Here is a 23858-nt window from a genome sequence, read left to right on the forward strand (position 1 = left end):
TTCAACTCCCGATTGAGACAAGATACCGTCCCTGAGTCCCTAAGTCACACACTCATGCTCCTTTATTACCCATGCGTTTTTCCCACTTCAATTTTAATTCAGGTGTCGCATGAGGAACTAGATACTCCTGTATAACCTGGTTCACCTTTTCTTCACCTACCAGATTATAAGTAGGAAATTTGATGTTCTTTTTGTTTGTGGTTTGGACTACAAGATACTTTAAGCTGGAGCCGCCCCATTTGATATCTTTGATTTCATTGATTGGAACATGATCTTTACGACATATTAACAGTCCAGACTCAATCGTTAATAATGTCTTGCCTGAAAGGATCACACTTATGAGCTTGAGTAAAATGGAGCCTGAAAAAACCAGTCCGATCATTCCGATTACGATACTTAAAAAGCCTCTTACGAAACCGGAATCAGGCGCTACAACAAACAGAACAAAGGCCGAAAGCAAGGTGCCAAATAACGCCGATGACACCATGCAGCCGGCACCGGGATTCGTGTAGAGGATTTCAACCTTTCCTTCTGAAACTTTTATATTATGTTCTTCCATATAAAGCTCACCTTTCACATAAGAAAAGCTTACAGAGCTAATCGCTTTAGCCTGCAAGCTTCTATAAAGTTATGCACCTTTATTGCTCATACGCTTATTCCAGTTCTCCTTAAATTCTGGGGTCGCATATGGAACGACATAATCGTTAATCACCTGGTTCACTTTCTCTTCAGGAACAAGGTTATAAGAAGATAACTTGACGGTCTTTTTATTTGTCGTTTTGATTGCCAGATACTTCAATGAACTGCCAGCCCATTTCATATCTGTGATGTCCTTAATCGCGACTGCCTTGTTTTTCCCTTTAAAATACCCATCCTGAACTGTATATACTGCCTTTCCGGTGAGTATAGCTCTTAACACTTTTATCAACATTGTGCTGATAAACAAGAAGCCAATGCCCCCAATTATCACTCCTATAAATGCTCTTACTACCCCTGATGTAGGAACTATGTAAAATAAGATGAAGAGGGATGCCAAGAACATGATACCGCCACCAGTCAACAGACAGCCTGCCCCTCCGCTGGTGTAAACCACCTCTACTCGATCATCGTAAACTTTTATATTATTCTCTTGCATTTCATTTTCCATATGGCACCTTTTCCAATGACTCTATGATATTTTCTTTGATTAATTGGTCCACTTTACTGCTATCGCACTGGTTCACATAAAAAGCATCCTCATTTTTTTCAATGATCCAGTTATTCTTGCGATCGTTTGTAAATAACACCACATTCTTTGCTACGGGTTCCTTTTGCTCAGTGAACTCCATAAATAGCAGCGTGTTTAACTGAGCATTTGTTGTTTTCAGAGTTTGATAGAATTGCTGTTTTTCCCCCTCCATCACAGGGAGTCCGAAGAGCTTTTGATTATCCTCCAGTGAGTCCAGCATTTGTTCAAACTCAGCCTGACTAAGTTCAAATCCACTTCCACTGCTTTGATGACTTATTCGGTAAAATCCAGATATGATCTCTCCTGCTCTTTCTTCAGATACTATTTCAAAAACATGCACCTGCTCATCATATAGCAGAGAATGCTGGAGGACCATCTTTCCATTGAAATGGAAGGAAACAGACTCCTCGCCGCCTTCTTCCCCATGACGGGAAGCTTTGATTGATTGGTCTGAGTAATTTAACATGGAGATGACCTCTGCCAGCTCTTCCACTAGAGTAAACTTATGATTTTTGTATATCAAGAGATCTTTAGACAGAAGCGAACGAGTCGAGATTTGCAGCAAAAGATCCATTTTTTCATCGTCCAGTTCCCCAAAATAAACCTGCCTCAAGGCATTCCCCTGCTCAAAATAACCTTCGCTGTAAAAACAATAAATTAATTCCTCAATAGAAAGTGAAACTTTATTCATGTTTCCCTCCTAGCCCCCAAATCCAAGGATTGATTTTGCTCCGCTCAAAAGGCCTGAAGCATGTTCTTTCACATTATTAAAACCATCCTTTACCTTGCTGACACCTGAAGCAATCGCCTCAGTTCCTTTATGGATCCCATCTTTAAAATGCAGGGCTGTTTTATCAACCCATGCAGGAGTTTTATCAGCAATCTTGTCGCCAACCCAGCTGCCTATAAAACCGCCGACAGAAGCACCGACAACTGTGCCTACAGGGCCGAACACACTTAGAAGAGCCCCGCCTGCTACGGCTCCTGCGACAGAGGTTGCAGATACAACCGTCGTTTTATATACGGCACTGCCTACCACTTTCGCGTTCTCTTCTTTCAACTTCTCACCGCTATACATATTATAATTTTCAGTGATTTTTATTCCTGCGCCAATTGTTTCGGCTCCCGCTGTTATCAGTACGGCCAGTGCCGCATTTGATTTTCCGAGCCTCAACCCGTTTTTCAATACACTACCCGCATTATTTTTCACTGCATTGAGCATCGTTCCGCCCTTGGCATCATCCATAAGCTTGGAAACGCTGTTGCTAAGGCCTGCTATATCCTTCGGAAAATAATTGGCCGCCCGCTTATAAATAAGTTCAGATAAGGTTTTTTTGCTAAAGGCTCTGGTAGGACTGACCATCAACCGTGCAAGCATATTCATTTTAGAGCTTTCAATCCTATGAATTATGCTAGCCATAGGCAATCGCATCTTACCCAGTAAAACATCATCGACTACCTGGAACTTGCGCAGTACTCCATCAATATCCGCGAACCTGAATCCAAGCAGGTGCATGAGTCCTGCACCAGCAGAATATTGCGCACCATGGAGAAAATCCACCCATCTGCCATAAGTATTATTGTACGTTTCATATAAATTACTCGCAAAGTGCCCATCAATCTGCTTCCTTGCCGCCTCAATCGCCTTATTGACAGCGTCTGCCTGGCGATTCACCCGGTTTTCGGAATTCGCATATCGGTCGGCGGATTGAATGGTGAAAGACTTCAGCTGCTTCATATGCATTTCAATTCGGTCCGAGGAAGCCGAAGCACGCCGAAACTGGCCGCTAATTCCATTGCGCCCAAGTATTCGTGGATCCACACTGCTCCTCACACTGGCAACATTATTCTGGATGCTTTGCAGTCTGCTGATTGTATGACTTAGGCCTGAAACAGAATTATTGATATCATTGATGTTGAATACAATTTTTGAAGACAAGGACCTTCACTTCCTGTTAAAAAAATTTACAAACAACACCAATGAGTTGGTGAAGTTTTCCACTTTTTATTATAGTTGAGAACGTTTTTTAATTAAATATCATTACCTGAATATAGGTTAAAAGGTTGATTTAACCAGTTAGAAATCAAGGTCTTTTTACCCAATGGAGTTGGTGACTAAACCTGATTCTCAACAAAAATCTAATTCACCACTGTAAAGATCGTTCCTCTTCGGCATAGACAAACCATTGCAATACTTCATCACAGTAACGGTTCTGCCCTATGTATCTTTTTTATCAAGCCGATTGTTACCAATCGCACAGCTAACCGTTTCAAGAAATGACTGTGAATATTAATCACCGAGTTTCAACCAGCCTGCATATCATAAAGCTCTTCAAAATAAAGCTCCTGAAACTTCTTGTTCAGAATCCCGGTAAAATAAGCAATTGGGTTCTTCACTTCCACCTTCGACTTCAGCTTCCGGACGAGTTGTTTGAAGGAGTCTAGTGACACGGATAACAGAATATCTGCTTCTTGTTCATAGTTGTGACGGTAGGCAGCGACCATGCTCATCCGCCAGAATTCCTCAATTGATTTTGCGGTTGGGTAAAAGTATTTTACAAGATTAACGAAATCGCTCGGAACCCTGTCACTGACAAAAAGATGATCTTCCGGTGCTTGTTCAGCAGTGAGTTTTAACGCCTGGATTGTGGATGATTGTTCTTCAGCAGCCTTTTCTTCACGTTTATTATCCTTTTTAATGTTAGTTTCAGAAGGAATGATAGTTTTATATTGGTGGCTCAATTGATCGCCATCCGGTAGTTCATTCATCGGGAAACGATTGAACACATACAGGTTGCTAGACTGTGAGCCATTCTTGCGCGCAGTTTCATATACAGTGAAAATACCAATTTCACTAGCCTTCAGGATCATCCTTTTAAAAGTAGAACGGGAAATCCCCATCTCCCCATACTCCTCATAAATCGCCTTCAGGACCGTCCCGATCTTGGCATTCGCCACCCCAGGAACCTTCGCAGCAAAACGAGCCAGCCGCTTCAACCCAATCAACTCACCCTTACTGAAAAAACGCTTCTTATCCTCCATCCACATCTCAAAATGATTGTTAAACTCCTTCAACGAACCAAACTGTGAATACTCCGCAAAACTCTCAACAACCGCCGATTTAATTGTCAAGCTAATGCACCACCCTTTCACCCTTTATATATGGATGGAAGGGTGGAAAGGACAGGGTGTGGAGCGGGGGAATGTGGCTGTTTTGTGAACACTACTAAAAAGAACATACTGATGCGTAATTTACGCCAAGAGTACACTTTCCTTAAAGTCATATCTCCTGAAATTGCTATATAAACTAAAAGTTTTAATGTCGCTCTTGTGTCCTAATATTCATCAAACCTCTACCTACAAGCTTATAAAGATTCAATTATAAGATTGTAACCTTATTCCAGAGGGGGTATAATTAATGGAAGATATTTCAATTTTATAAAAGAACGGAGTTGATAGAATGGATTTTATTTCAATAGATTTTGAGATTGCGAATAATAGTTTGACCAGTGCCTGTTCAATGGGTATTACCTTTGTCCATGACAACGAGATCATCGATGAAAAGTATTATCTAATACATCCACCTACAAACAATTTTGACCCTGAGATGACTGCTGTGCATGGGATTGAGCCTCGACATGTCCTTTCAGCACCAAAATTCAATAATATTTGGGAGGAAATCAACCATCATTTCAAGGATACTTTTATCGTCGCACATAATGCACAATTTGATATGAGCGTCCTATACGCTTGCCTAAAAGAATATGAATTAGAGGTACCGGATTTCAGTTATATTTGCAGTATCCCTATAAGTACCAAGGCTACTCGCGGTTTAAAAATTGGGAATTCATTAAAAGAAAGAGCAGAGCATTTTAGCATACAACTTCCCGAGCACCATAATGCATTGGCAGATGCTCGTGCTTGTGCTGAACTTGTCATCAAAAGTGTCGAGAGTAAGAACTACACATCTTTAAAATCATATTTAACAAAGCACAAAAGCATTCCAGTGAGAAAATTCTCTGAACTCAAACCACAAACACATCTCTACAAAAGAAAAACCTTCAATAGAGTTAAGCCATCCGAGATAACATCTACCGTAGACCACTTCAACGAGGAACATCCTTTTTACAATAAAAACTTTGTCTTTACTGGTGAACTCCAGGCTATTGACAGAAAAGCCGCCATGCAAAGGGTTGTGAACCTAGGCGGGATAATTAAATCCGGGGTTTCAAGTAAAACTGATTACGTTATTGTTGGGCATCAAGACAAATCTTTGGTTGGTGAAAAAGGATTAAGTACAAAAGAAGTAAAGGCTTATAGCCTTATAGAGCAAGGAATAGAGATAACAGTACTTAATGAAAACGAGTTTACAAATTTACTAAATGTACGAACTGAGGTGTAATCATGAGAGAAGCACTCCATGTTATAGACAAAGAAGTCATCACACTCCCACATTCAACAGATGAAGATAGGGTTAACAACTTAAAAAAACTAGCCCAGAAAAATCTTTTTGTATGTCCCTATTGTCAGGCTAAGTTAATTGTGAAGGCTGGGGATGAGCGAGGACTTTATTTTTCACACCTTCATTCTGAAGCATGTGAACCATCTAAAAAAGTCGATCAAGCGGAGAGAAAATATAAAAGACAAATTGAGAGAGAAACCAAAAATCATACTGTAATAGTCAACATACTTCATGATGAGATATCTACACAGGCCAAAATAAGAGCAAACATAAGTGTCAAATATGGATACAAAGCAAAGTTTGACTTAAAAGAGTATCCGGATATTTGGGTTAAAATTGGAGCTAAAGAATTTGCTCTCTCTGTTATTACAAATGTCTCCTCTTCTTATGATAGTAAACTTTCTAATCAAATCATAAAAAGACACCAATATTTTGAGGAACAAGGAATGGAACCAATCTGGTTCATAGAAAAGAAAGAGCAATCAGTTGAACTGGAGAAGAACGCCATTGTTCTTTGGGATGCAGAATTAGCAATCTCTTCAAAAACTGAAGAAGATCACCTATGGGACAGTTTACTTTCGGAAGTCATTGAGGATAGGGAGTTTTTCACCTATTTCAATTATCCCTTTTACAATGAAAGTGTAGAAATTGATGTAAGAAGTATGTATTACATCTATTCCAGTGAAGATAGGGTAGTTGTAAAAGTTCAGCGATTTCTGAAGGACCGGACTGATAAGCCATATCGATCATTTCTTTTAAATAGCGGCTATGAAATTCCTTTTTCAGAAGCTCTTACGATTAAAGATGAATTCCTACTAAGTAACTCCAATTCGGAAGATGAACATCGTAAAAACTTCCTTAATAAATATCAACAAGCAAAGGAATCATTTATAGCGGAACAAAGGCGTCAGGAAGAAGAGAAACAACAAGAGAAAGAAAAGAAAAGACAATTATTACAGCAGTTATTAGATCAAAAGCAGCACACATCTCCAAGTAAGATCGGAGAAAATTTGTCATATGCTGATCTAAAAATACTTTTGCGTGAAAAAATTCATTTAAAACAACGAGAACAAATGGAGCTATGGAATTACTTTATGCCTAGAATAGGCTTGAACAACTCAGCATTGGTTTGGAACTTAGTCGTAGAACATGGATGTACAACATTTGATGAATTAAGAAATGTGCTAAAAAGCCATTTACGTTAAAGCTAAAAGGAAGGCTCATTTCAAGAGCCTTCCTTTTAGCTTTTAACCTTACTTCTATCCCTTAGCCATCTTGGTATCTCCCTAAAAACTTATTCTCTTCCTAATTCTTCTGAATATCAGCATAAACTGCACTTATGGTTTTGTCTTTATTTGTCCGTATTATGTCCTTATTTGTCCGTATTATGTCCGCATTTTAAATTCTCATGAAATGGAAAACAGGCATATAAACATCAATAATTCCGGAACTTTGTCTCTATTTTTGTCCTTATTTTGATGGATTATATAGATACTTTGTTCCAGCACCTCTTCCTGTTACCTCTACACCATCTGGTTCTAGTTCCTTTATCAAACGTTGTACTTGCTTGCTATTCATACCGGTTAACTGCCTTATTTCTTTATTCGTCAGAGTCCGTTCTTTTAAAATTGACAATACCCTGATTTTAACTGCCTCTTTATCTAAACTTTGCTGACGTTCATACTTCATATTTTCTTTTAGTAATTCATATGCCTTCCTTGATAAAGTGTAATACCTTCCTTTACCACGTCCGACTGAATCTAACAAGTTAAAATCATTAAACATTTTACTTAATAACTCTCTTGCCTGTTGTATACCACGTTGAGAAACTTCTGCTGCTATCGCTGAATCTATCTGCTCATGACGCATTAAGTATTGCAAAATGAGTAAATGATCTACATCAATCGGATTCCCTTCATCAACCATTTGCTTCACTAAGTTCTTAAACCCTTTATTTAAGGGCGAGGAGATAAAGGTCAATTCAATATTGCTGCCAACTTCTCTATAAATTGGGGGCTCTTTGCCTTCTACTAGCAGCGAGCGAAATATTCTAGATACGCCTAGATTAGACCTGTTAACCAGTTTGAGTCTATCAAGTAAATCCATAAGGTGATTGTTCCTAGCGACGGGAGGGTGATGTAATATGTTATAAGGGGTTATTCCACCTATGAATTGGCCAGGATTCGTCAAAACTAGTCTATCTCTAAATTGCTTTAACATAATTGTTCCGCTCATCCTGTAGTCTCGATGTCCAAAGGCATTTAACAGCGCTTCTCTTAAGGCAATAGTAGGATACGTACTAAACTCAGGATGAACCAGACCTGACTCTATTGTAACCATTGGGTTATCAACCGATATATATCTCTCTAATTCATATAGAGCAACAGGAATAGCCTGAGTTCCATCATCTCTATGAGAGTAATCTGTGTCACTCAGCATTTTTCTAAATGACCATTTATGTTGTGGAATTAGCCTTTCAATAGCATCTGATTTACCCACTAACAATAGAGTAGCATTTGTGAAATATCCATTCTTGATCCCACCAATTGATTTTAAAAGGTCTTCATCAGAAAGAGCTAACAAATTGTGATCAGCTCTCTCACGTGACATAAATTCACGTATTCGCTCCATTGCCGAATGGGAAAACAAAGTTCTCCAGTCCTCGTAAATCACTTCAGATGTAAAATCCACCTGACCTGTTGTATCAATCATTTGTCTTCTTAATGTACCTGTAAAAGGAAGACAATCTTTTCCCTGCCTTATTGTTGCTGCTCCGTCCGTTGTTGTATAAGGAGGCATACCGGGGAATACATTCATTATCAAAATCCGTACTGAACCATTATTCAAATAGATATCATCAAATGAAGGAGTTAAATGAGGATCCGTCTTTTCATAAATTCTTTTTTGCAGTTCTGGTATTCCTATATCAAGTGGTACTCCTTTTATTGCCTGACCTCCCCCTTGCACTTTATCAGCCACACCAAAAACAACACTTCCCCCACCGCCATTTGCCATACAAACGGCATAACTAATCATTGTTTTAACATTATCTTCTCTGCTTCTATTGTTCCATTGTTTGAAATCCAAGTCTTGTGCTTCAAAATCATCAGCAACTTGATGGTCTAACTTGCTAATTATGTCCATTATCTCACTCTTACTCTTCATTAAAGGACTCCCTCCTCTCACGGTAAAAGTTTTCATACTATTTATTCTATTTTACACATAACAGACACCTTAGCATACTTAAACTCTAATATTAACCACTAATACCTTTATTCAATCCAATTTTAGTTCAAATTATATCAAGCAGGAAAGTATTAGGATGAAGGAAGTAAAAGTTGCGTTCTCTGCTTTAGTTATAGCTTTCTAAAGTATGGATTAATACATTTCTGAACTGAATATTAGTAACAAATTTAAGGAGATGGACCATTGAGAACTTTGGAAAATGACCTTTTAAGCAAAATTGAGGTAGTAGAGTTAAAGAAGGAAGTTATCTCTATTCTTCACAGTATTCAATTTGACAGCTGTTATCATCTTGAAGATTGTATACTTGATTTACACCAATTGCTTATAATTCTAGATGATATGGAAATACCTCAAAAAATACTACTGGAAACAAACCAAGCAAAATTAACAAAAGAGGCTATTAGCAACCAATTAAAAGAAAAACATATGTTATAAAATTATGACGATATGTGACAATGTCAGGAGGCTGTACTCGTAATTCTCATTTTTTAGTCGCAGATACCTTCCCTCTCCCCCTTAAAAAAGCCGAACAAAGTCTCCTGCCATTTGATCATAATCCTCACATTCTTGAATGTCTTTTGACTTGAACAAGAAAAATATTTGGCCTATTTCCAACATAGCTCCATGTCAAAAAGCTCTCCAAAATAAAGCTCCTTGAACTTCTTATTCAAAATCCCGGTAAAATAAGCGATCGGATTCTTCACTTCCACCTTCGACTTCAGCTTCCGGACGAGCTGCCTGAAGGAGTCAAGTGATACTGATAACAAGAGATCCGTGTCTTTTTCATAGTTGTTACGGTAGGCAGCCACCATGCTCATCCGCCAGAATTCTTCGATCGACTTTGCGGTCGGGTAAAAATATTTTACAAGATTGACAAAATCACTTGGAACCCGGTCACTGACAAAGAGATGCTCTTCCGATCCTCTTTCAGCAATGGGTTTTACCTCTGTGATTTCGGATAATTGTTCTTCAGCAGACTTTTTTTCACGTTTATTATTCTTTTTAATGTTAGTTTCAGAAGGAATGATAGTTTTATATTGGTGGCTCAATTGATCGCCATCCGGTAGTTCATTCATCGGGAAACGATTGAATACATACAGGTTGCTAGACTGTGAGCCATTCTTGCGCGCAGTTTCATATACAGTGAAAATACCAATCTCACTCGCCTTCAGGATCATCCTCTTAAAAGTAGACCGGGAAATCCCCATCTCCCCATACTCCTCATAAATCGCCTTCAGGACCGTCCCGATCTTGGCATTCGCCACCCCAGGAACCTTCGCAGCAAAACGAGCCAGCCGTTTCAAACCAACCAACTCCCCCTTACTGAAAAAACGCTTCTTATCCGCCATCCACATCTCAAAATGATTGTTAAACTCCCTCAACGAACCAAACTGTGAATACTCCGCAAAACTCTCAATAACCGCCGATTTAATTGTCATGCTAATGCACCACCCTTTCACCCTTTATATATGGATGAGAAGGTGGAAAGGACAGGGTGGGAAGCGTTGGATTGTGGCGGTTTTGTGAACAGTTAGATAGAAGACTTTAGAGCAAAAAAATACGATAAGCAGCTTGAGCTGCGTATCGTTGTCTTTGGGTTTCAACCATTTAAGCTTATAGGCTTGTAGCAATTTCCGGGACATGAGAAACGTTCTATTTCCTTGCATATTGTATACATCAAATTTCCATTTGAGACCCAACCAATGTCCCGTATTACCCTATCAATCAGAAAGACATCATCTCCAAATAAAATTAAAACAGCATCTATTCCCTAACCGCAAAATTTCTTTTAAAAACAAACTAAATGGTACTAAACAGCGTACCACTTCGCACAACTAAAGATGATAGCTTTGCCTTATAGTTAATAGGAATGGGTGTAAGCTATGGCAGAGAAACAGGTGAATATCAATATAAAAAAACTGCTAAATGATTATGGCATCTCATTACGAGAGCTATCCCGATTAGCAGACATTCGTCATGCTACACTTAGCGAATTGGCCAACAATAAAAGAAAAAGCATTCACTTTGATCACATCAAACGAATAAGCGAAGCACTTGACATCACAGACATCCGCAAAATCATAGAGATTGAAATCATAGAAGATGAGAAGGAATAAAAGGTGATGATTATGAAAGTAGATTACTACCTCTCCTGGGACGTGACCCAATTTAAAAATGAATACGGCGATGAAATAGAAATGGAAATAATCCAATATCCAAACGAATATCTAATCACCGTAAATATTTGCGACGAACAACCACCATACAGAGACATCACCGCCACAGGCACACACCCCAGAAGCAAAAAGCATGCAGCCAAAAAGGCAATGACTCTTCTATACAAACAGGCATACCCAGAACTATTTAACCGCAAATAAGAACTAAGCAGACAAATAACTCTCTATCTTAAAATACTAAAATCCCAGAAAATGATATAAATACCGTCTAAACCCCTATAAATTTGTTAAGATGGTTCTCAGATGAATCTTCCTGCTTGCTAGAAAAATTTCAAAAAAAGATGCTACTGCGGTATATAAACGCTTCATATTTGGTCCTAGTATCTGAATGAGTAATTTTTTTGATTAAAACAGAAGGACAGTTCCGGCGGTAAATAAACTGATAAAATATGCAATTTACTGAAACAGAAGAACCGTCCCCACGTTACATTAGACTCTACTATTTGGGGGCTTGACCACCGTCCCCCTGTCTCAACAGAAACTCCTGTCACTTTCTATCTTCAACTTAAATACGAATACACTTATAAAATTAAGGTTTCACTATAGTTAATTCATTAGGATCCAGTCCATCTTTCACATACATTACTGGTGTATCCTTTTCTGGAATACCTTCTAGCATTAGAGCAGCTTTTCCTTGTTCAAATGCCTTTTTTACTGAAAGTCCAAATCCGATAGCAGAATAAAACTGAGCAGCAAAGACTCTGGCAGCCTCATCACCTATTGTTGTCGTCATCCCAATGGCTGCATCCACATGTTGTACCACTACCTGTGCTTGTCCATAAGAAAAACAGGTATTAAAAAACACCAATTTAATTTCATCCGATGTACTCATCATTGTTTGGACTATTGCCTCTTTGGAGACAAGTTTAGCATTCCCTTGATTGTCTTGGAAGACGATTTCATCATCCTCAGACCCATGTCCACTAAAGTGAATAATTGTGGGATTTTCCTCATTAATTGCTTGTATTACATCCAAAGCTCTAGTAGCCCATCGAGTTTCGAATGATACAGAACCCCTATGTTCCGATTTTCTAATCATCTCTTGTATGACCCTAGCCTCTTCATCCAATCTTAATTGTGGTGCATCTAATGGATTCGAAGCCATAAATAAGACAGTAATTTCCTCTGGTAGGTTCTTCAATTCTTCCAATACCCTATTTGTCTCTTGATGCATTTCACTATGTCTATTCAGCATTCCGCTAACCTCCTTCATACGTTTTTCGTTGTCTGCTAATCTCTTCTTATCGGCAGCATTTCTTTTCTTTTGCTCACCATCAACTTCTCGACCCAACTTCTTTTCTTCAGATATTACATCTGCCTCTATTCTTGCTATTTTTTTATCAAGATCCGCAACCTTTTTATCAATATCAGCTATTTTCTTTTCTTCCCGTTCAATTTCTCTATACTTAGAACTTATGGTAGCTGTTGACTTTGTTCTACCTATATTTGCTTGAGCTGAGAGGATTTTTTTCTTGTGTGAAAGGATTTTTCCAAGCTCAGTTGCTTTAGAAATCCTAAGTTTATTTAACTCTTCTTTTTTTCTTTTGATTTTCCTTCGATATGTTTCAATGAGCGACATAATCTGCGACCTCCCTAAATTTAATTTCAACATTAATAATATACTGAATATTCTAAACACCTAAACTTTTTTTGCAAACATACGTTCTAAATCATTATAACTAAAAAGACAGTTCCACATTATGTTATAGGAACTGCCTTCTACAGTTTATTCTTGGGTTGTCCACTTACTGAGTAGTCCTCGTATGTTATTAGTTTTTATCAATGAGTTGATTTACAATGCCAAGTATTGTTTCATTGTTTGTTTGCCTTGTATAGGTAACGCTGATTCCTTTTTTGCTCAACATATCGCCTAAATCACCCAAATTTGTTTGTCCTTTATATTTATCCTTAAATTCTTCTTCTTTAACCATCTTAAAGAGTTTATTTGCAGCCTGTATTTTATGATCCTCTGTACCTCTAAGATCTTGCTTTTTCTTTACTCCTTTACTCTCAACAACTAGGTTAATTGTAGGTTTTCCTACTTTATCCTTAATTACATACATGAAATCTGGACTGTACGTACTTCCATCAATGAAAGGTATTTGCATGGTGCGTTTTGGAATTTTCCCAAATACCTCGACACTACTGATATTCTCACTTATATTGTTTTCCTCAATTTCGGAATCAAATAAGATAGTATCATACAAGTAGTTTTCTAATGGTGTTCCTTTTCTTTCATTCACACCTAAATAAGCAGAAGTCTTTACATAATCCCTCGGATTCCCATTTTCTTCAGTTAGTTCTGTAGGATGAACGGTTGTATTTGGTAATTGTCTATAAGAATATATTTTCAATAGTTCATCATAAATTCGCTGTTTAAAATAAACAGAAAAACTTCTTACAGTATCCTTTGTAAAAAAAGCATTTTCTATCTTTTTCAGTTTCGATGCTTTTACTATTCCTTGATGAATTAAAGGTATAGCAAGATTTGTACTTTCTGCTACCGCTTTTAAAAATATTCCATAATTAAAAGTATCATCAACTGAACTATCTATTGAATCTAGCGTCATATTAAAAATTAATTCACCCTGCACCATTTCTGATATTTCTCTTTTCGTTCGTCTAACAGTTTTATTTATCATGTCCTCAGTGATTACATCCGAAACTATACCAATGAGTATATCGTCTTCAATGGTGTCAAAGTGTAGATAGTATTTTTCATTTAGCTGTTCCCACAAATTCTTTAACTTCATGTAATTATCCTTACGAATGGCAACCTTTTGGTTTTTATCAACATTTCTGTCTCGTATTCTATTCTTATCAAGTTTATTGAAAATTTCAGGGTATTCATTGATGAATTCTTGTAGCTTGTCCGTTTTTATCTCTCTTTCGAACGAAATAAAACCTTTGCCCATAAGTTCGATAACAACTTCTTCTTTACTTACGCCTTTATTTGTAGCAATTTTTTCAATTTGTTCAGATGTAAGAACCTTTTGTTCAAAAGATGTATCCCCATAAATTTCCTTTTCTAACTTTTTTACAAAGTCCTTTTCTGTAAAGTCTACAATATAATTCAGCGTAAAGGTTTCATTTTCAATCCTATTTCCAGTTTCATCAACCGGCAGGCGTAATCCTCGTCCTATTTCTTGCAATTTGCTGTTATCACTTCCACTAGAACGTAACTTAGCAATCGTAAAGATATTGGGATTGTCCCATCCTTCTTTTAGTGTCCATTTTGAGAAGATAAAGCGTGTTGTATTAGCTTTACCATCCTTATCTACTAGGCTCAAGAGTTTTTCCTTCTCAAAAAGAATTGTATTAACTTCTTTTTCGATTTCTTCTTCCGTCGAAACATTGTCTTGAGAGAAATATCCAGCATGAGATTCTTTAATATTTGCAAGCGACTCTTCAAGATAGTTCCTATATTCTATCTCCGAGTCATCACACTTTTTGAACTCTTCCTTCAGTTTCCTCCTTAATTCTTCTTCAAAGATATGCTTTAAATAAGGCTCTTTTATATCATTATCTCGATATGAGTAGATATCATCAATAAAGAATAAGGCTAATGTTTTGATCTTGAACTTCCGTTTGAAGTTTTCTCGTTCTGTCTCAAAATGTCTTTTTAAGGCTAGCCTTATTGATTCCCTAACGTAAGAAGTAGCAAACACATCCGCAAAGAATACATCTCCTGTGAACTTTTCTTCCCCATTGCTTAAATTCACCTTAGTAGCCAATATACCCTCTATTGTAATACCTGAAAGTTTTGGGGAGAGTAAACTCAACGAATCATGTACTTTCAAATCTTTTGTTGTTTTAATAGTCTGATTTTGTTCATTTAAAGCTGTTTTTTGAAATCGAACAAACTCGCCCTTCTTCATTGTTAAAATTTTATATGCTTCTTCTTCATTACCTGGACTTTCAACATGCTCTTTTGCTACACCTTTAATCAGGTTTTGTTCAAATGCCTTATGAATATTTAAGTCGTATATTAAGTTTTGGTAATCCTTTACTTCAACTTTATTTCTACCTCTACCAATGAATTTACTAGGAAAGGTGGCACCAAAACGTATAATCAGCTGTGGTTTTACTTGTTCCTCAATAAATTTGAATGTAGCATTTTCACGGCTAAAACGATGTGGTTCATCAATTATTGTAATTGGTCTGGTGGCAGAAATGGCATCAATCGGTCTATAATAGCCTTCTATATGGGAATCGTAATCATTCCGTACCAATACACCATTCTTGCTTTCTTTTAAATGTTGCATATTAACTAACAATACTTCAATCGTATTTCTCTGGAGATTTGATGAGGTTACGAAATCACGAATGCTGTTAGGCATATATTTTTTTGAACCCTTTTTTGTCTTAATACTTTCAACTGTTCTTAGCTTTATTTCTGTTTTATAACCACAAACGTTTTTAAAATGATTAATATTGCTTTGTATTTTCATAAAGTTTGCAGTTCCAGCCTTAATTGCCAATGAGGGAACTGCTACAATGAACTTTTTGAACCCATACAATTTATTTAGTTCATAAATGGTCTTGGTATATACATAAGTTTTACCTGTACCTGTCTCCATTTTTATATCAACATTCAAATAATCTGTTTCACCCTGACTTACTCCCTGCATACTGGATGGGAGATCATCCTGCAACCTTTTTATGTTTTGATACAAATATGGACTTTTTAAATCAATGATTGGATTTTCAATACTTTTCATAGGTTTTTGTATACCGACATTTGAGAATATTGAACAAAGCCTCTCAATCGGAATCGTTTGGTGTGATAAATTTCTCTTTAAAATCAAATCCAACTTTGTTCACCTCAATATCGTTTAATTAAAGATACTTCAATACTTTTTTCTTCATTTCTTAACTGCTTTAAATTCGTTTCAAGTTGAGTCAAAACGTTAAAATCTGTAAAGTTATAACCATATAGAACTACATTAGTGGGATTGAAGTTTTTATCCTCGACTATTTGGGATAAAAGAGTATCTATATGCTGTTGTGATAACCCTTTATCGAGTAAATAGAGATAATCACCTACATAATAACCAATATACCCACCAAGATTAATTTCTTCTACTGAGGGGGTTAAACCATGTCCATCTTGATTCATCCAAGTTGTTATAATCGTTTCTTTATCGAATTCGACTTCTAACTCGGATGCTAATAGGTTAGGATCAAATTCCTTAATTTGATCAATAACGTTTTCATTCAATGCTTTTGCATAGTAATGTTTAAAGCCATAATCAAAATCCGCACCTGTACTCTCTTTTATCACCTGTGCGGCCCGATTAATCCTTTCTCTTCCTATTTCATCTATTGTTTTATAACCATGTCTTTCCGCTACAGAATCCTTTTTTACAGGTTCATTAATTTGCACCATGATATATTTGAAATCACCTTCATTATTAGCATTTAATTGCATAACTGAATGGGCTGTTGTACCCGAACCCGCGAAGAAGTCCAATATAATATTTTCTTCGCTACTTTGGGTTGTAGCTTTTATTAGCATTGCTGTTAAATCAACATCCTTGGGGTTAGTAAAAATGTCCTTTTCCCCTAACAATGTAGTTAATTGTTTTGATGCAATCCTACCATCTTTATATTTAACACTAGAAAGACTTTGAAGGGTGGTATTATTTAGATATGTTTTATTATTCGGGACCGTTGTTTCATCCTTTCCAAAATGAACTAGGCCATCTTTTATCCTTTGTTTCATCGTGGTTTCTGGGTACCGCCAACCACTAGCAGGCTCTTTACAAACTTTACCTGTTATAGGGTGTATAACATCATATCTATACTGTCCATAGTTTGGACCCGAAATATTATCTGGAAAATAAACCCCTCTTTCATCCATCCAGGAGTAATGTTTGCTTGAATAAATTGGGTTGGATTCTGGGAACTGCTTATACCATTCTAAAGCCTCTTGATGAATCGCCTCCCAATCATTACCATGTTTTTCTCTAAATTCTGCAAATGCTTTATTTATCTCGTCTATTCCCTCTTTCCCTTCCTTCCAACTACCTGAATTCTTTTTTTTATCCTTTACATAGAACATGATATATTCGTGTTGCATTGAAATATAATCTTGATCATTTTTACTACTGTTTTTCCAAATTAATTCACCTGCGAAATTTTCTTCCCCAAAAATGTCATCACAAAGCAATTTCAATTGGGAATGCTCGTTCTCGTCAATAGAAATAAAGATTACTCCACTTTCTTTTAATAATTCTCTTGCTAGATATAGACGTGGATACATAAAGGTAAGCCACGCACTGTGAGAAGATGATTTAGAAGAAGTCATGTTTAAAATACGGTCTGCTTCTTGTTCTTCAATATCTAAAGCATCTTGAAGTTCCTTTTTTGTGAACTTGAAATTATCATTATAGGCAAAGTCATCACCACCAGTATTATAAGGCGGATCTATGTAACAACATGCCACTTTACTTGTGTAGGACTTCCTCAAATGTTTTAGCGCTTCTAAATTATCACCAGTAATATAGATGTTTTCCGATTTGTTGTTTTGAGGCTTAGAATTATTCTCGACATTTGGTACCAAAACTGTTTCTGTATCAATAGAATCCGCTATGTATTTAGCATAGTTTTTCCCTAGAAAGTTCATTTCATAGCCTTCCGAAGAAAAATCTATGTCTTGGTTTATCTCCCTTTTGAATTTCTCAAAATTAAGAGTATCCCCCGTGAAACAATTGGGGAAGTTCTGTTTTAAAATCTCAATTTTCTTATCATTTAGTTTTCCTTGTCCATTATTCTCAAGCGTCTCTTTAATCATTGTTATTCCTCCGCTTTATGGTTGTTTTAGGTAGTTTCAGTAATTTGAATTTCTTGTTTGATAGTGTAAATAGTATTTCTTGATAAGCCTGTTTTACGATGAATGTCCATTACACTTAAATTTTCATTTAAACATCTAACTACTTCATCATAAAGAACTTTATCTTTTCCATTAGCTCCTTTGTAATATTTTTTTTTACCTCCCCGAAACTTACCCTGTTTCTTCGCTATTTCAATGCCTTCTCTCTGAGCGGTTTTAATACGAGTTCGTTCCACTTCTACCATCCATGATAAAAGAATAAGCACTAGATCGGATACTAACTGACCCACACCTTCTAGTTCCTTATACTTTCGTGTATCCAAAATAGGTGTATTAAGAACAACAATATCAATTTCCTCTTCAACAAGAGCTTCCCATTCATCTCTTATTTCCCGTTTATTTCGACCAAATCCACTTAAATCATGGACAACTATTACATCTCCAGAACACATATTTGAACGCATTTCCTTGTATACTGGTCTTTCAAAATCCTTACAAGATTGTTTTTCCTGATACATCCTATCACAGCCACACTCTTTTAATTCTCGTAACTGGCTTGCAAGGCTTTGATTTTTTGAACTTACACTGACGTATCCAAAAATCAAATTTTATCACCTCTAATTAACGAACAAGTCTGTTTGAACTTTTGTATATCCTTATAATACTACATTTCCATCTGTTTGGTCAGAATGTACTTCGAGTGAACAATCGGAAACATGAATTAAAGGAACCACAGTGGGTAGAATATCGGATGTTCGATTTAATACTCCAGAATTCTATGGATACAGCCAGGAACAAAAGGAGGACAAGTTTAAAGAAAAATATAAGAAAAGGGCTTGTCAGGAATAGAAGAACGGGGAAATGAATTACTACCACGTGGTAGGTCGTGCCTGAGGGTACGGTCTAAAAAGCTTGACCTTACAAGCAATTTTAACCACATTGGCGGTAAACTTAAAGTGGATAACGAAAATCCTATCCTCAATAAGTCTATTAAAATGTGATTTATTGTCATTTATTTACTAATTTCACTTTAAATTTAGTGCATCTCGATACATGGGGAGGGGATGTCTTACTCGGAAACGAACTAGTTAAGAAAAGAGTCCTGATTATTCTTTTTTGAGTACATGGTGTACAGGACAAAAAAGATGATATAAAGTACTTTTAGATGTAAGAATTGGCACAGAAAAAATTTCTTAAATTGGACTAACTGTCCGAGAGATTATAGAGTTGTTTTTCCAATCCACGTGACGCTGACCTCCTCTCTATGTCACACTATATTTCATTCCAGGAATGAAAAAAGCCAAATCCCTGGTGGAGATTTGGTCTCGGTGCAATAATTTATTATTGAGTTTTTTGTTCTTTTATTACTGTTGGCTAAGTACAGGCCTGGTTGAAATAGTCTTATCTAGAATTATTAACATCTTTACTGACTGTAAATAGTATTTCTCTATATCAGCAAAGTAAACTTTCTCTGTAAGTATTCCATGTGCAAAAGAGTGCCTTAAGGTATTCAAAGATTCAACTGAAGACTTTATTTCTTCATAGTGTCTATTCTTTTTTAAATTCTCTTTAAAAGATTTTTTTATTTCTGGATCTATATTTTTGAGAATCTCACATATATTATCTATGGTTGCATTCTTAGACTTTTTAACAATAATTGTTTCAAAGAAATTATGCAATTGGACATTTGATTTTTCAACACAATAATCCGAAATGAGCGTTTTGTAGCTTATTTCTAAAACACCCGAAATATATATTAATATATATTTCGAAAAAAATTCTCTTTCTTTATCCAAAGGCTTAAACCTTTTCAATGTCCTTTTTACATATTGAATTTCTTTAAAACAATCTTTTATTTTTTTTTCAACAACTTGATTATTCATTCAGATATTTCAGTCCATATAATTTATTAGCAGCAATATTTATTCGCTTATTAATATGTTCATAGTTTGTTGTTCTTAAAGTAGTATACGTATTAAAATCTTCGTCCTTGAGCAATGAATCAATTTTATCCTGAGAAATATCTTCAAGATCCTTATTGACAGATAATGCGTGTGCTGTTGCAATTGCAATGGAATCAAAAATTGGAGATTTAAAAGAATTTCTAGCTTTAAATATCTCCTTATTAAAATTTTTACGAATATATTTTATTACTTTATCAAACTCTTCTTTGTATTCCATAAGTATTTTTTCATTCTTATATATTCGTTCGTCACCCATAAATTCGCTTAAATATCTTTTTAATAGCAGTTGGCCAGACATCTTAGACTTTACATCATCCGATTTAAACGCAAAAAAGCGAAGAATATGCTCAACATCTGTCATTCTGTCGTATTTATCGTTACCGTAAATGTATCGCCAATCTTTGTTTTGATTAAGCTGTAACAGAAGTTTATTCATCTCATTATGATATAAGCAATTCCGAATTTCTTGAGATGACAAACTTCTTCCTCCAGTATTTATACGTTCAAAAATTTGAAATAAACTGGCATCATCTTTATGGTCAAATATAATAGCATGAATTGTAGTTGTTTTTATCTTTCTTTTATCATCTTCACTTAGTTCAATAAAAGATTTACCTGCCCATTTAGGTTGGATTTTTTTAGAATTTGTTAACTTGAAAGGTGTTTGATCATTAAATAATCCTTTAACAAAGTCATAAACAGTCATAAACCTTTGAAATCCATCAATAATTAAATATTTATCATTTTTCATTTTACTTAAAAAGATACTAGGAACTGGTAAACCCATAAGAATGGACTCTATAAAACGACTAGCCATAGTTTTATCCCAGACATAGTTTCTCTGAATTTCTGGCTTTATAAGGTCGTCATCGTCAAACATCATTATTAGTTCCCTAAATGAAAGATCAGCACCCCAAGACTTTATATCATAAATCTCTTCATCCGCTTCTTCGTTTTCTTCATTATGTATTCTCTCAAAAAGTTCTTCTTGTTCTTGATCATAATGTTTCTCTATCATTTTAACCCTCCATTATTTTTTTAAAAATGTAGTGGTAAATTAACCCATAATCTAGTATAATATGAATAACACCAATAACCAATATAAAAATTTCCGAAAAGGTGTTTTCCTGATTAAGGAAATTTATATTGGAGGTGTTCGACATGAAATTCTCATTTGAGATTTCAGATGGATCATTACGAATTATTACTTTCGTAATTGCATTCATCCTAACAGGAAGCTGGCTGGGGTAACCCCGCTGGCTTTTCTGTTTTGGTGGGATGATGGCACGGGTTCCCACGTTTCAGTGTGGAATCAAAATAAATGATTAGAGCCGATGACTGTCTGAATATACTAAGATTCTCTTGTATAAAGGATAGAATGAATTGTACTCGACAATTACAGTTGAGGATGAAACGTGTCGTCTGAAGAAAGCTCCGTGTCGAAAAAATGACATTTTCTCACAATTAAAATAACAAACCAATATAAGTACCAGTACAGAGTCTCTCATTTTGAAACACAGCGAGAACATTAATAATACTTCAATCAAATAGTTTGTAAGCATATTGGACATGGGGTCTGTTCCATGTCCAATATCTATCCTAGCAACCCTATAAAGAAACCTCCTCCGCCTTCTCAAAACCCCCCTTAGCCACAGCCAAATCAATATGAGCAGCCCCCACTGATTTAAAAATAGTAATATCCTCACCCCCACGCTCGACCTGATTCACATAAAGTTCAGCCAATGTACCTGAAAGCTGATAAAACGACCATTTTCCTCTTTCAACTGCATCAATGAATTCTCCAGCTTCTGCTTTCATTCCATCATAATCATCTGCATAAATTAATGCTGCTTTTTCAATCGCACCTAACGGAATTTCACGCATTTCGGGTAAGTAGCTGCCTACGCCAATGATGTGTGTCCCTGCTTTTACATAATCAGCATCAAATACTTCTTGTGTTGACCGTGTCGCACAGCAGATGACATCGGACTGGGCGACGGCTTCGTTGCGGTCGACGCCGGTATGTATTTTAGTGGTAATACCTGCTTCTTTGAGCTTTTCGCCGAATGTGTATGTCTTATCGATGGAACGATTAATTAAATAGATGTCTTAAATCGGCAGTACGTTGACGATTCCCAGCACTTGCTCGAACGCCATTCCGCCTGTGCCGATGACGGTCAGCACTTGGCTGTCGGGCCTGGCGAGATGGCGGGCTGAGATGGCACTTAATGCGCCGGTTCTTAATCGTGTCAGGTAAGAAGCGGACAGTAAGCTTATATGTTTTCCTGTTTGTAGTTCTGTAAGTAGAATGGCTCCTTGTGTGGTCGGTAGATCAGCGGAACTGTTATCAGGAAAAATCGAGACAATTTTGGTCGCTGCCATGGATGTTCCATCCGAGCTTGGCATATAGAGAACCGATCCTGATTACAGCCACCCAAATGTACCACCTCTGCCATTGTTTTTACCAGAGAGTGACAAGAAATTTACCACTAATCGACAACTTAATTACCACCTAAAACCTTCCGTATAATTAGTGAGCATATCTACAGATATGACACTTTATATGGGAGGTTTTTTTATGATCCATTATCGTAAGATATTGGAATTATATGACGAGGGAATTAGTCTAAGGGGCATTGCCGCCAGTACTGGTCACTCTCGGCAGAAAGTAACTGAAATCATTGAATTGGCTGGAAAGAAAGGATTGGAATGCCCGCTAGAGGAGGAAATGGACGATAGATGGATTGAGGATTTTCTTTTTCCTGAAAAGACCATGGAAGGCTCCGGCAGACAGCCTCTTGATTTTGAGTACATTCACAAAGAGTTAGCTAAACCGAATGTTACTCTGTCTCTTTTGCATCATGAATACGAAGCACGTAGCCGTGCGAATAACACGATTCCTTACTCCTATCGGAGTTTTGTACGGTATTACAGTAATTATGCTCAAAAGTACAAGGCGACAATGCGTATTCGAAGAAAACCAGGCGAAATAATGGAGGTTGATTGGGCTGGGTCCACACTTTTCATTATTGATAGAGATACTGGGGAAAAAGTGAAGGCGTATGTATTTGTCGCTACATTACCGTGCAGTCAGTTTTCCTATGCGGAAGCAACGCTTTCAATGGATCGGCATTCCTGGATTAACGCACATATACATGCGTATGAATATTTTGGCGGCGTAACTCAGATACTGGTTTCGGATAATCTGAAAACCGGTGTAACGAAGCACACTTCTAGGGAACTTGTGTTGAATCCTACGTACAAGGAAATGGCCAATCATTACAATACAATCATTATGCCAGCACGTGTGCGCAGCCCTAAAGATAAAGCGAGTGTTGAAGGCTCTGTTGGTACGATTTCAACATGGATTATAGCAGCACTGAGGAATACGCATTGTTTTAGCATCGAAGAATTAAATGTGGAATTACGTAAGAAACTTGAGGAATATAACCAGCGTCCTTTTACCAGAAAAGAAGGATGCCGTTTTTCTGCTTTTGAGGAAGAGGAGAAATTTGCGCTTTCCCCTCTCCCAGCCACGCCTTACAAAATATCTGAATGGAGAACGGCGAAAGTAAAGCCTGATTACCACATATCTGTAGACAGTATGTTTTACTCCGTGCCATACGAATATATTAATCAGGATGTGGATGTGAAGCTTACCGATGATATGGTTGTAGTCTATTTTAAGCACATGTGGCTAACTTCACACAAACGATTATATGGGAGATTCGGTCAGCCATCAACCCTTCCGGAGCATATGCCCGATAATCATAAGTTATATGTAGAGCACACGCCCGAAGTAGCGATTGAGTGGTACCAGCAGCATTGGCTCCTCCACTACTATTGTCGTTCAATACCTTTTAGACTCCTATCAGTCTGAAAGACA

The 23858-nt window shown here is 36.8% G+C and carries 19 protein-coding genes and 2 pseudogenes; 7 read left to right on the top strand and 14 right to left on the bottom strand.

Going from position 1 to position 23858, the window contains the following annotated elements; translation table 11 throughout:
- Positions 1–52: 52 nt before the first annotated feature.
- From LC048_RS19555 to LC048_RS19575, 5 genes are all read right to left on the bottom strand, one after another.
- The gene (locus LC048_RS19555) at positions 53–559 is read right to left on the bottom strand and encodes a DUF5381 family protein (protein ID WP_226606038.1); all 507 of its coding nucleotides are present in this window, start codon (positions 557–559) and stop codon (positions 53–55) included.
- A 69-nt stretch (positions 560–628) separates the two neighbouring features.
- Positions 629–1147 (bottom strand): DUF5381 family protein, encoded by a 519-nt coding sequence (locus tag LC048_RS19560; protein WP_226606035.1) that lies wholly within the window; start codon positions 1145–1147, stop codon positions 629–631.
- The gene (locus LC048_RS19565) at positions 1137–1919 is read right to left on the bottom strand and encodes a hypothetical protein (RefSeq protein WP_226606032.1); all 783 of its coding nucleotides are present in this window, start codon (positions 1917–1919) and stop codon (positions 1137–1139) included. The genes LC048_RS19560 and LC048_RS19565 overlap by 11 nt, the downstream gene beginning before the upstream one ends.
- Positions 1920–1928: 9 nt before the next feature.
- Entirely contained in the window at positions 1929–3167 is a 1239-nt protein-coding gene (locus LC048_RS19570; protein ID WP_226606030.1) for a hypothetical protein, read from the bottom strand.
- A gap of 365 nt (positions 3168–3532) precedes the next feature.
- Positions 3533–4360 (bottom strand): hypothetical protein, encoded by an 828-nt coding sequence (locus LC048_RS19575; protein WP_226606016.1) that lies wholly within the window; start codon positions 4358–4360, stop codon positions 3533–3535.
- 328 nt (positions 4361–4688) lie between these two features.
- Between LC048_RS19575 and LC048_RS19580 the strand changes: the two genes are divergently transcribed.
- Positions 4689–5630, top strand: a complete 942-nt coding sequence (locus tag LC048_RS19580) for an exonuclease domain-containing protein (protein WP_226606014.1) — start codon at positions 4689–4691, stop codon at positions 5628–5630.
- A gap of 2 nt (positions 5631–5632) precedes the next feature.
- Positions 5633–6895, top strand: a complete 1263-nt coding sequence (locus LC048_RS19585; RefSeq protein WP_226606012.1) for a competence protein CoiA family protein — start codon at positions 5633–5635, stop codon at positions 6893–6895.
- 265 nt (positions 6896–7160) lie between these two features.
- Here LC048_RS19585 and LC048_RS19590 read toward each other — a convergent pair whose 3' ends face one another.
- On the bottom strand, positions 7161–8855 hold the full coding sequence (locus LC048_RS19590; RefSeq protein WP_226605999.1) for an RNA-binding domain-containing protein: 1695 nt from the start codon (positions 8853–8855) through the stop codon (positions 7161–7163).
- A 264-nt stretch (positions 8856–9119) separates the two neighbouring features.
- On the opposite strand from LC048_RS19590, the gene LC048_RS19595 reads away from it, so the two are divergent.
- Positions 9120–9371: a hypothetical protein gene (locus LC048_RS19595; protein ID WP_226605996.1), complete on the top strand. Its 252-nt coding sequence runs from the start codon at positions 9120–9122 to the stop codon at positions 9369–9371.
- Between the two features lie 170 nt (positions 9372–9541).
- Here LC048_RS19595 and LC048_RS19600 read toward each other — a convergent pair whose 3' ends face one another.
- The gene (locus LC048_RS19600; RefSeq protein ID WP_226605994.1) at positions 9542–10375 is read right to left on the bottom strand and encodes a hypothetical protein; all 834 of its coding nucleotides are present in this window, start codon (positions 10373–10375) and stop codon (positions 9542–9544) included.
- A gap of 444 nt (positions 10376–10819) precedes the next feature.
- Here LC048_RS19600 and LC048_RS19605 point away from each other — a divergent pair, with 444 nt between their 5' ends.
- A complete protein-coding gene (locus tag LC048_RS19605; RefSeq protein ID WP_226605991.1) occupies positions 10820–11053 on the top strand; it encodes a helix-turn-helix domain-containing protein in 234 nt (77 codons plus the stop codon).
- A gap of 3 nt (positions 11054–11056) precedes the next feature.
- Entirely contained in the window at positions 11057–11314 is a 258-nt protein-coding gene (locus LC048_RS19610) for a hypothetical protein (RefSeq protein ID WP_306048556.1), read from the top strand.
- A gap of 388 nt (positions 11315–11702) precedes the next feature.
- Here LC048_RS19610 and LC048_RS19615 read toward each other — a convergent pair whose 3' ends face one another.
- The 4 genes from LC048_RS19615 to LC048_RS19630 form a co-directional block, all read right to left on the bottom strand.
- Positions 11703–12752, bottom strand: coding sequence for a CHAT domain-containing protein (locus tag LC048_RS19615; protein WP_306048558.1), 1050 nt, complete (start codon positions 12750–12752; stop codon positions 11703–11705).
- Positions 12753–12942: 190 nt separating this feature from the next.
- Complete coding sequence (locus LC048_RS19620; protein WP_226605975.1) at positions 12943–15987, bottom strand: type III restriction-modification system endonuclease; 3045 nt, start codon at positions 15985–15987, stop codon at positions 12943–12945.
- Positions 15988–15998: 11 nt separating this feature from the next.
- Positions 15999–17969 carry a site-specific DNA-methyltransferase gene (locus LC048_RS19625; RefSeq protein ID WP_226605972.1) on the bottom strand — a complete coding sequence of 657 codons (1971 nt, stop codon included), beginning with the start codon at positions 17967–17969 and terminating at the stop codon, positions 15999–16001.
- A gap of 26 nt (positions 17970–17995) precedes the next feature.
- Positions 17996–18613, bottom strand: a complete 618-nt coding sequence (locus LC048_RS19630) for a recombinase family protein (protein WP_226605962.1) — start codon at positions 18611–18613, stop codon at positions 17996–17998.
- 127 nt (positions 18614–18740) lie between these two features.
- Here LC048_RS19630 and LC048_RS19635 point away from each other — a divergent pair.
- A pseudogene (locus LC048_RS19635) lies at positions 18741–18989 on the top strand (transposase); the annotation flags it as partial.
- Positions 18990–19372: 383 nt separating this feature from the next.
- On the opposite strand, the gene LC048_RS19640 reads toward LC048_RS19635, so the two are convergent.
- The 3 genes and pseudogenes from LC048_RS19640 to LC048_RS19650 form a co-directional block, all read right to left on the bottom strand.
- On the bottom strand, positions 19373–19891 hold the full coding sequence (locus LC048_RS19640) for a HEPN domain-containing protein (protein ID WP_226605953.1): 519 nt from the start codon (positions 19889–19891) through the stop codon (positions 19373–19375).
- Entirely contained in the window at positions 19884–20990 is a 1107-nt protein-coding gene (locus LC048_RS19645; protein WP_226605951.1) for a DUF262 domain-containing protein, read from the bottom strand. Before LC048_RS19645 ends, LC048_RS19640 begins: the two co-directional genes overlap by 8 nt.
- 590 nt (positions 20991–21580) lie before the next feature.
- Positions 21581–22381: pseudogene (locus LC048_RS19650) on the bottom strand (ornithine cyclodeaminase family protein); the annotation flags it as partial.
- A gap of 169 nt (positions 22382–22550) precedes the next feature.
- Between LC048_RS19650 and istA the strand changes: the two are divergent.
- Entirely contained in the window at positions 22551–23852 is a 1302-nt protein-coding gene (istA, locus tag LC048_RS19655) for an IS21 family transposase (protein WP_371931931.1), read from the top strand.
- Positions 23853–23858: the final 6 nt, after the last annotated feature.

The sequence above is a fragment of the Mesobacillus subterraneus genome (assembly GCF_020524355.2).
Lineage (GTDB): Bacteria > Bacillota > Bacilli > Bacillales > Cytobacillaceae > Mesobacillus > Mesobacillus subterraneus_C.

Bases quoted from the DNA above. Each gene is read 5' to 3' on its own strand.
- LC048_RS19555 (WP_226606038.1), bottom strand. From the start codon at position 559: ATGGAAGAACATAATATAAAAGTTTCAGAAGGAAAGGTTGAAATCCTC.
- LC048_RS19560 (WP_226606035.1), bottom strand. From the start codon at position 1,147: ATGGAAAATGAAATGCAAGAGAATAATATAAAAGTTTACGATGATCGA.
- LC048_RS19565 (WP_226606032.1), bottom strand. From the start codon at position 1,919: ATGAATAAAGTTTCACTTTCTATTGAGGAATTAATTTATTGTTTTTAC.
- LC048_RS19580 (WP_226606014.1), top strand. From the start codon at position 4,689: ATGGATTTTATTTCAATAGATTTTGAGATTGCGAATAATAGTTTGACC.
- LC048_RS19585 (WP_226606012.1), top strand. From the start codon at position 5,633: ATGAGAGAAGCACTCCATGTTATAGACAAAGAAGTCATCACACTCCCA.
- LC048_RS19590 (WP_226605999.1), bottom strand. From the start codon at position 8,855: ATGAAGAGTAAGAGTGAGATAATGGACATAATTAGCAAGTTAGACCAT.
- LC048_RS19600 (WP_226605994.1), bottom strand. From the start codon at position 10,375: ATGACAATTAAATCGGCGGTTATTGAGAGTTTTGCGGAGTATTCACAG.
- LC048_RS19605 (WP_226605991.1), top strand. From the start codon at position 10,820: ATGGCAGAGAAACAGGTGAATATCAATATAAAAAAACTGCTAAATGAT.
- LC048_RS19615 (WP_306048558.1), bottom strand. From the start codon at position 12,752: ATGTCGCTCATTGAAACATATCGAAGGAAAATCAAAAGAAAAAAAGAA.
- LC048_RS19625 (WP_226605972.1), bottom strand. From the start codon at position 17,969: ATGATTAAAGAGACGCTTGAGAATAATGGACAAGGAAAACTAAATGAT.
- LC048_RS19640 (WP_226605953.1), bottom strand. From the start codon at position 19,891: ATGAATAATCAAGTTGTTGAAAAAAAAATAAAAGATTGTTTTAAAGAA.
- LC048_RS19645 (WP_226605951.1), bottom strand. From the start codon at position 20,990: ATGATAGAGAAACATTATGATCAAGAACAAGAAGAACTTTTTGAGAGA.
- istA (WP_371931931.1), top strand. From the start codon at position 22,551: ATGATCCATTATCGTAAGATATTGGAATTATATGACGAGGGAATTAGT.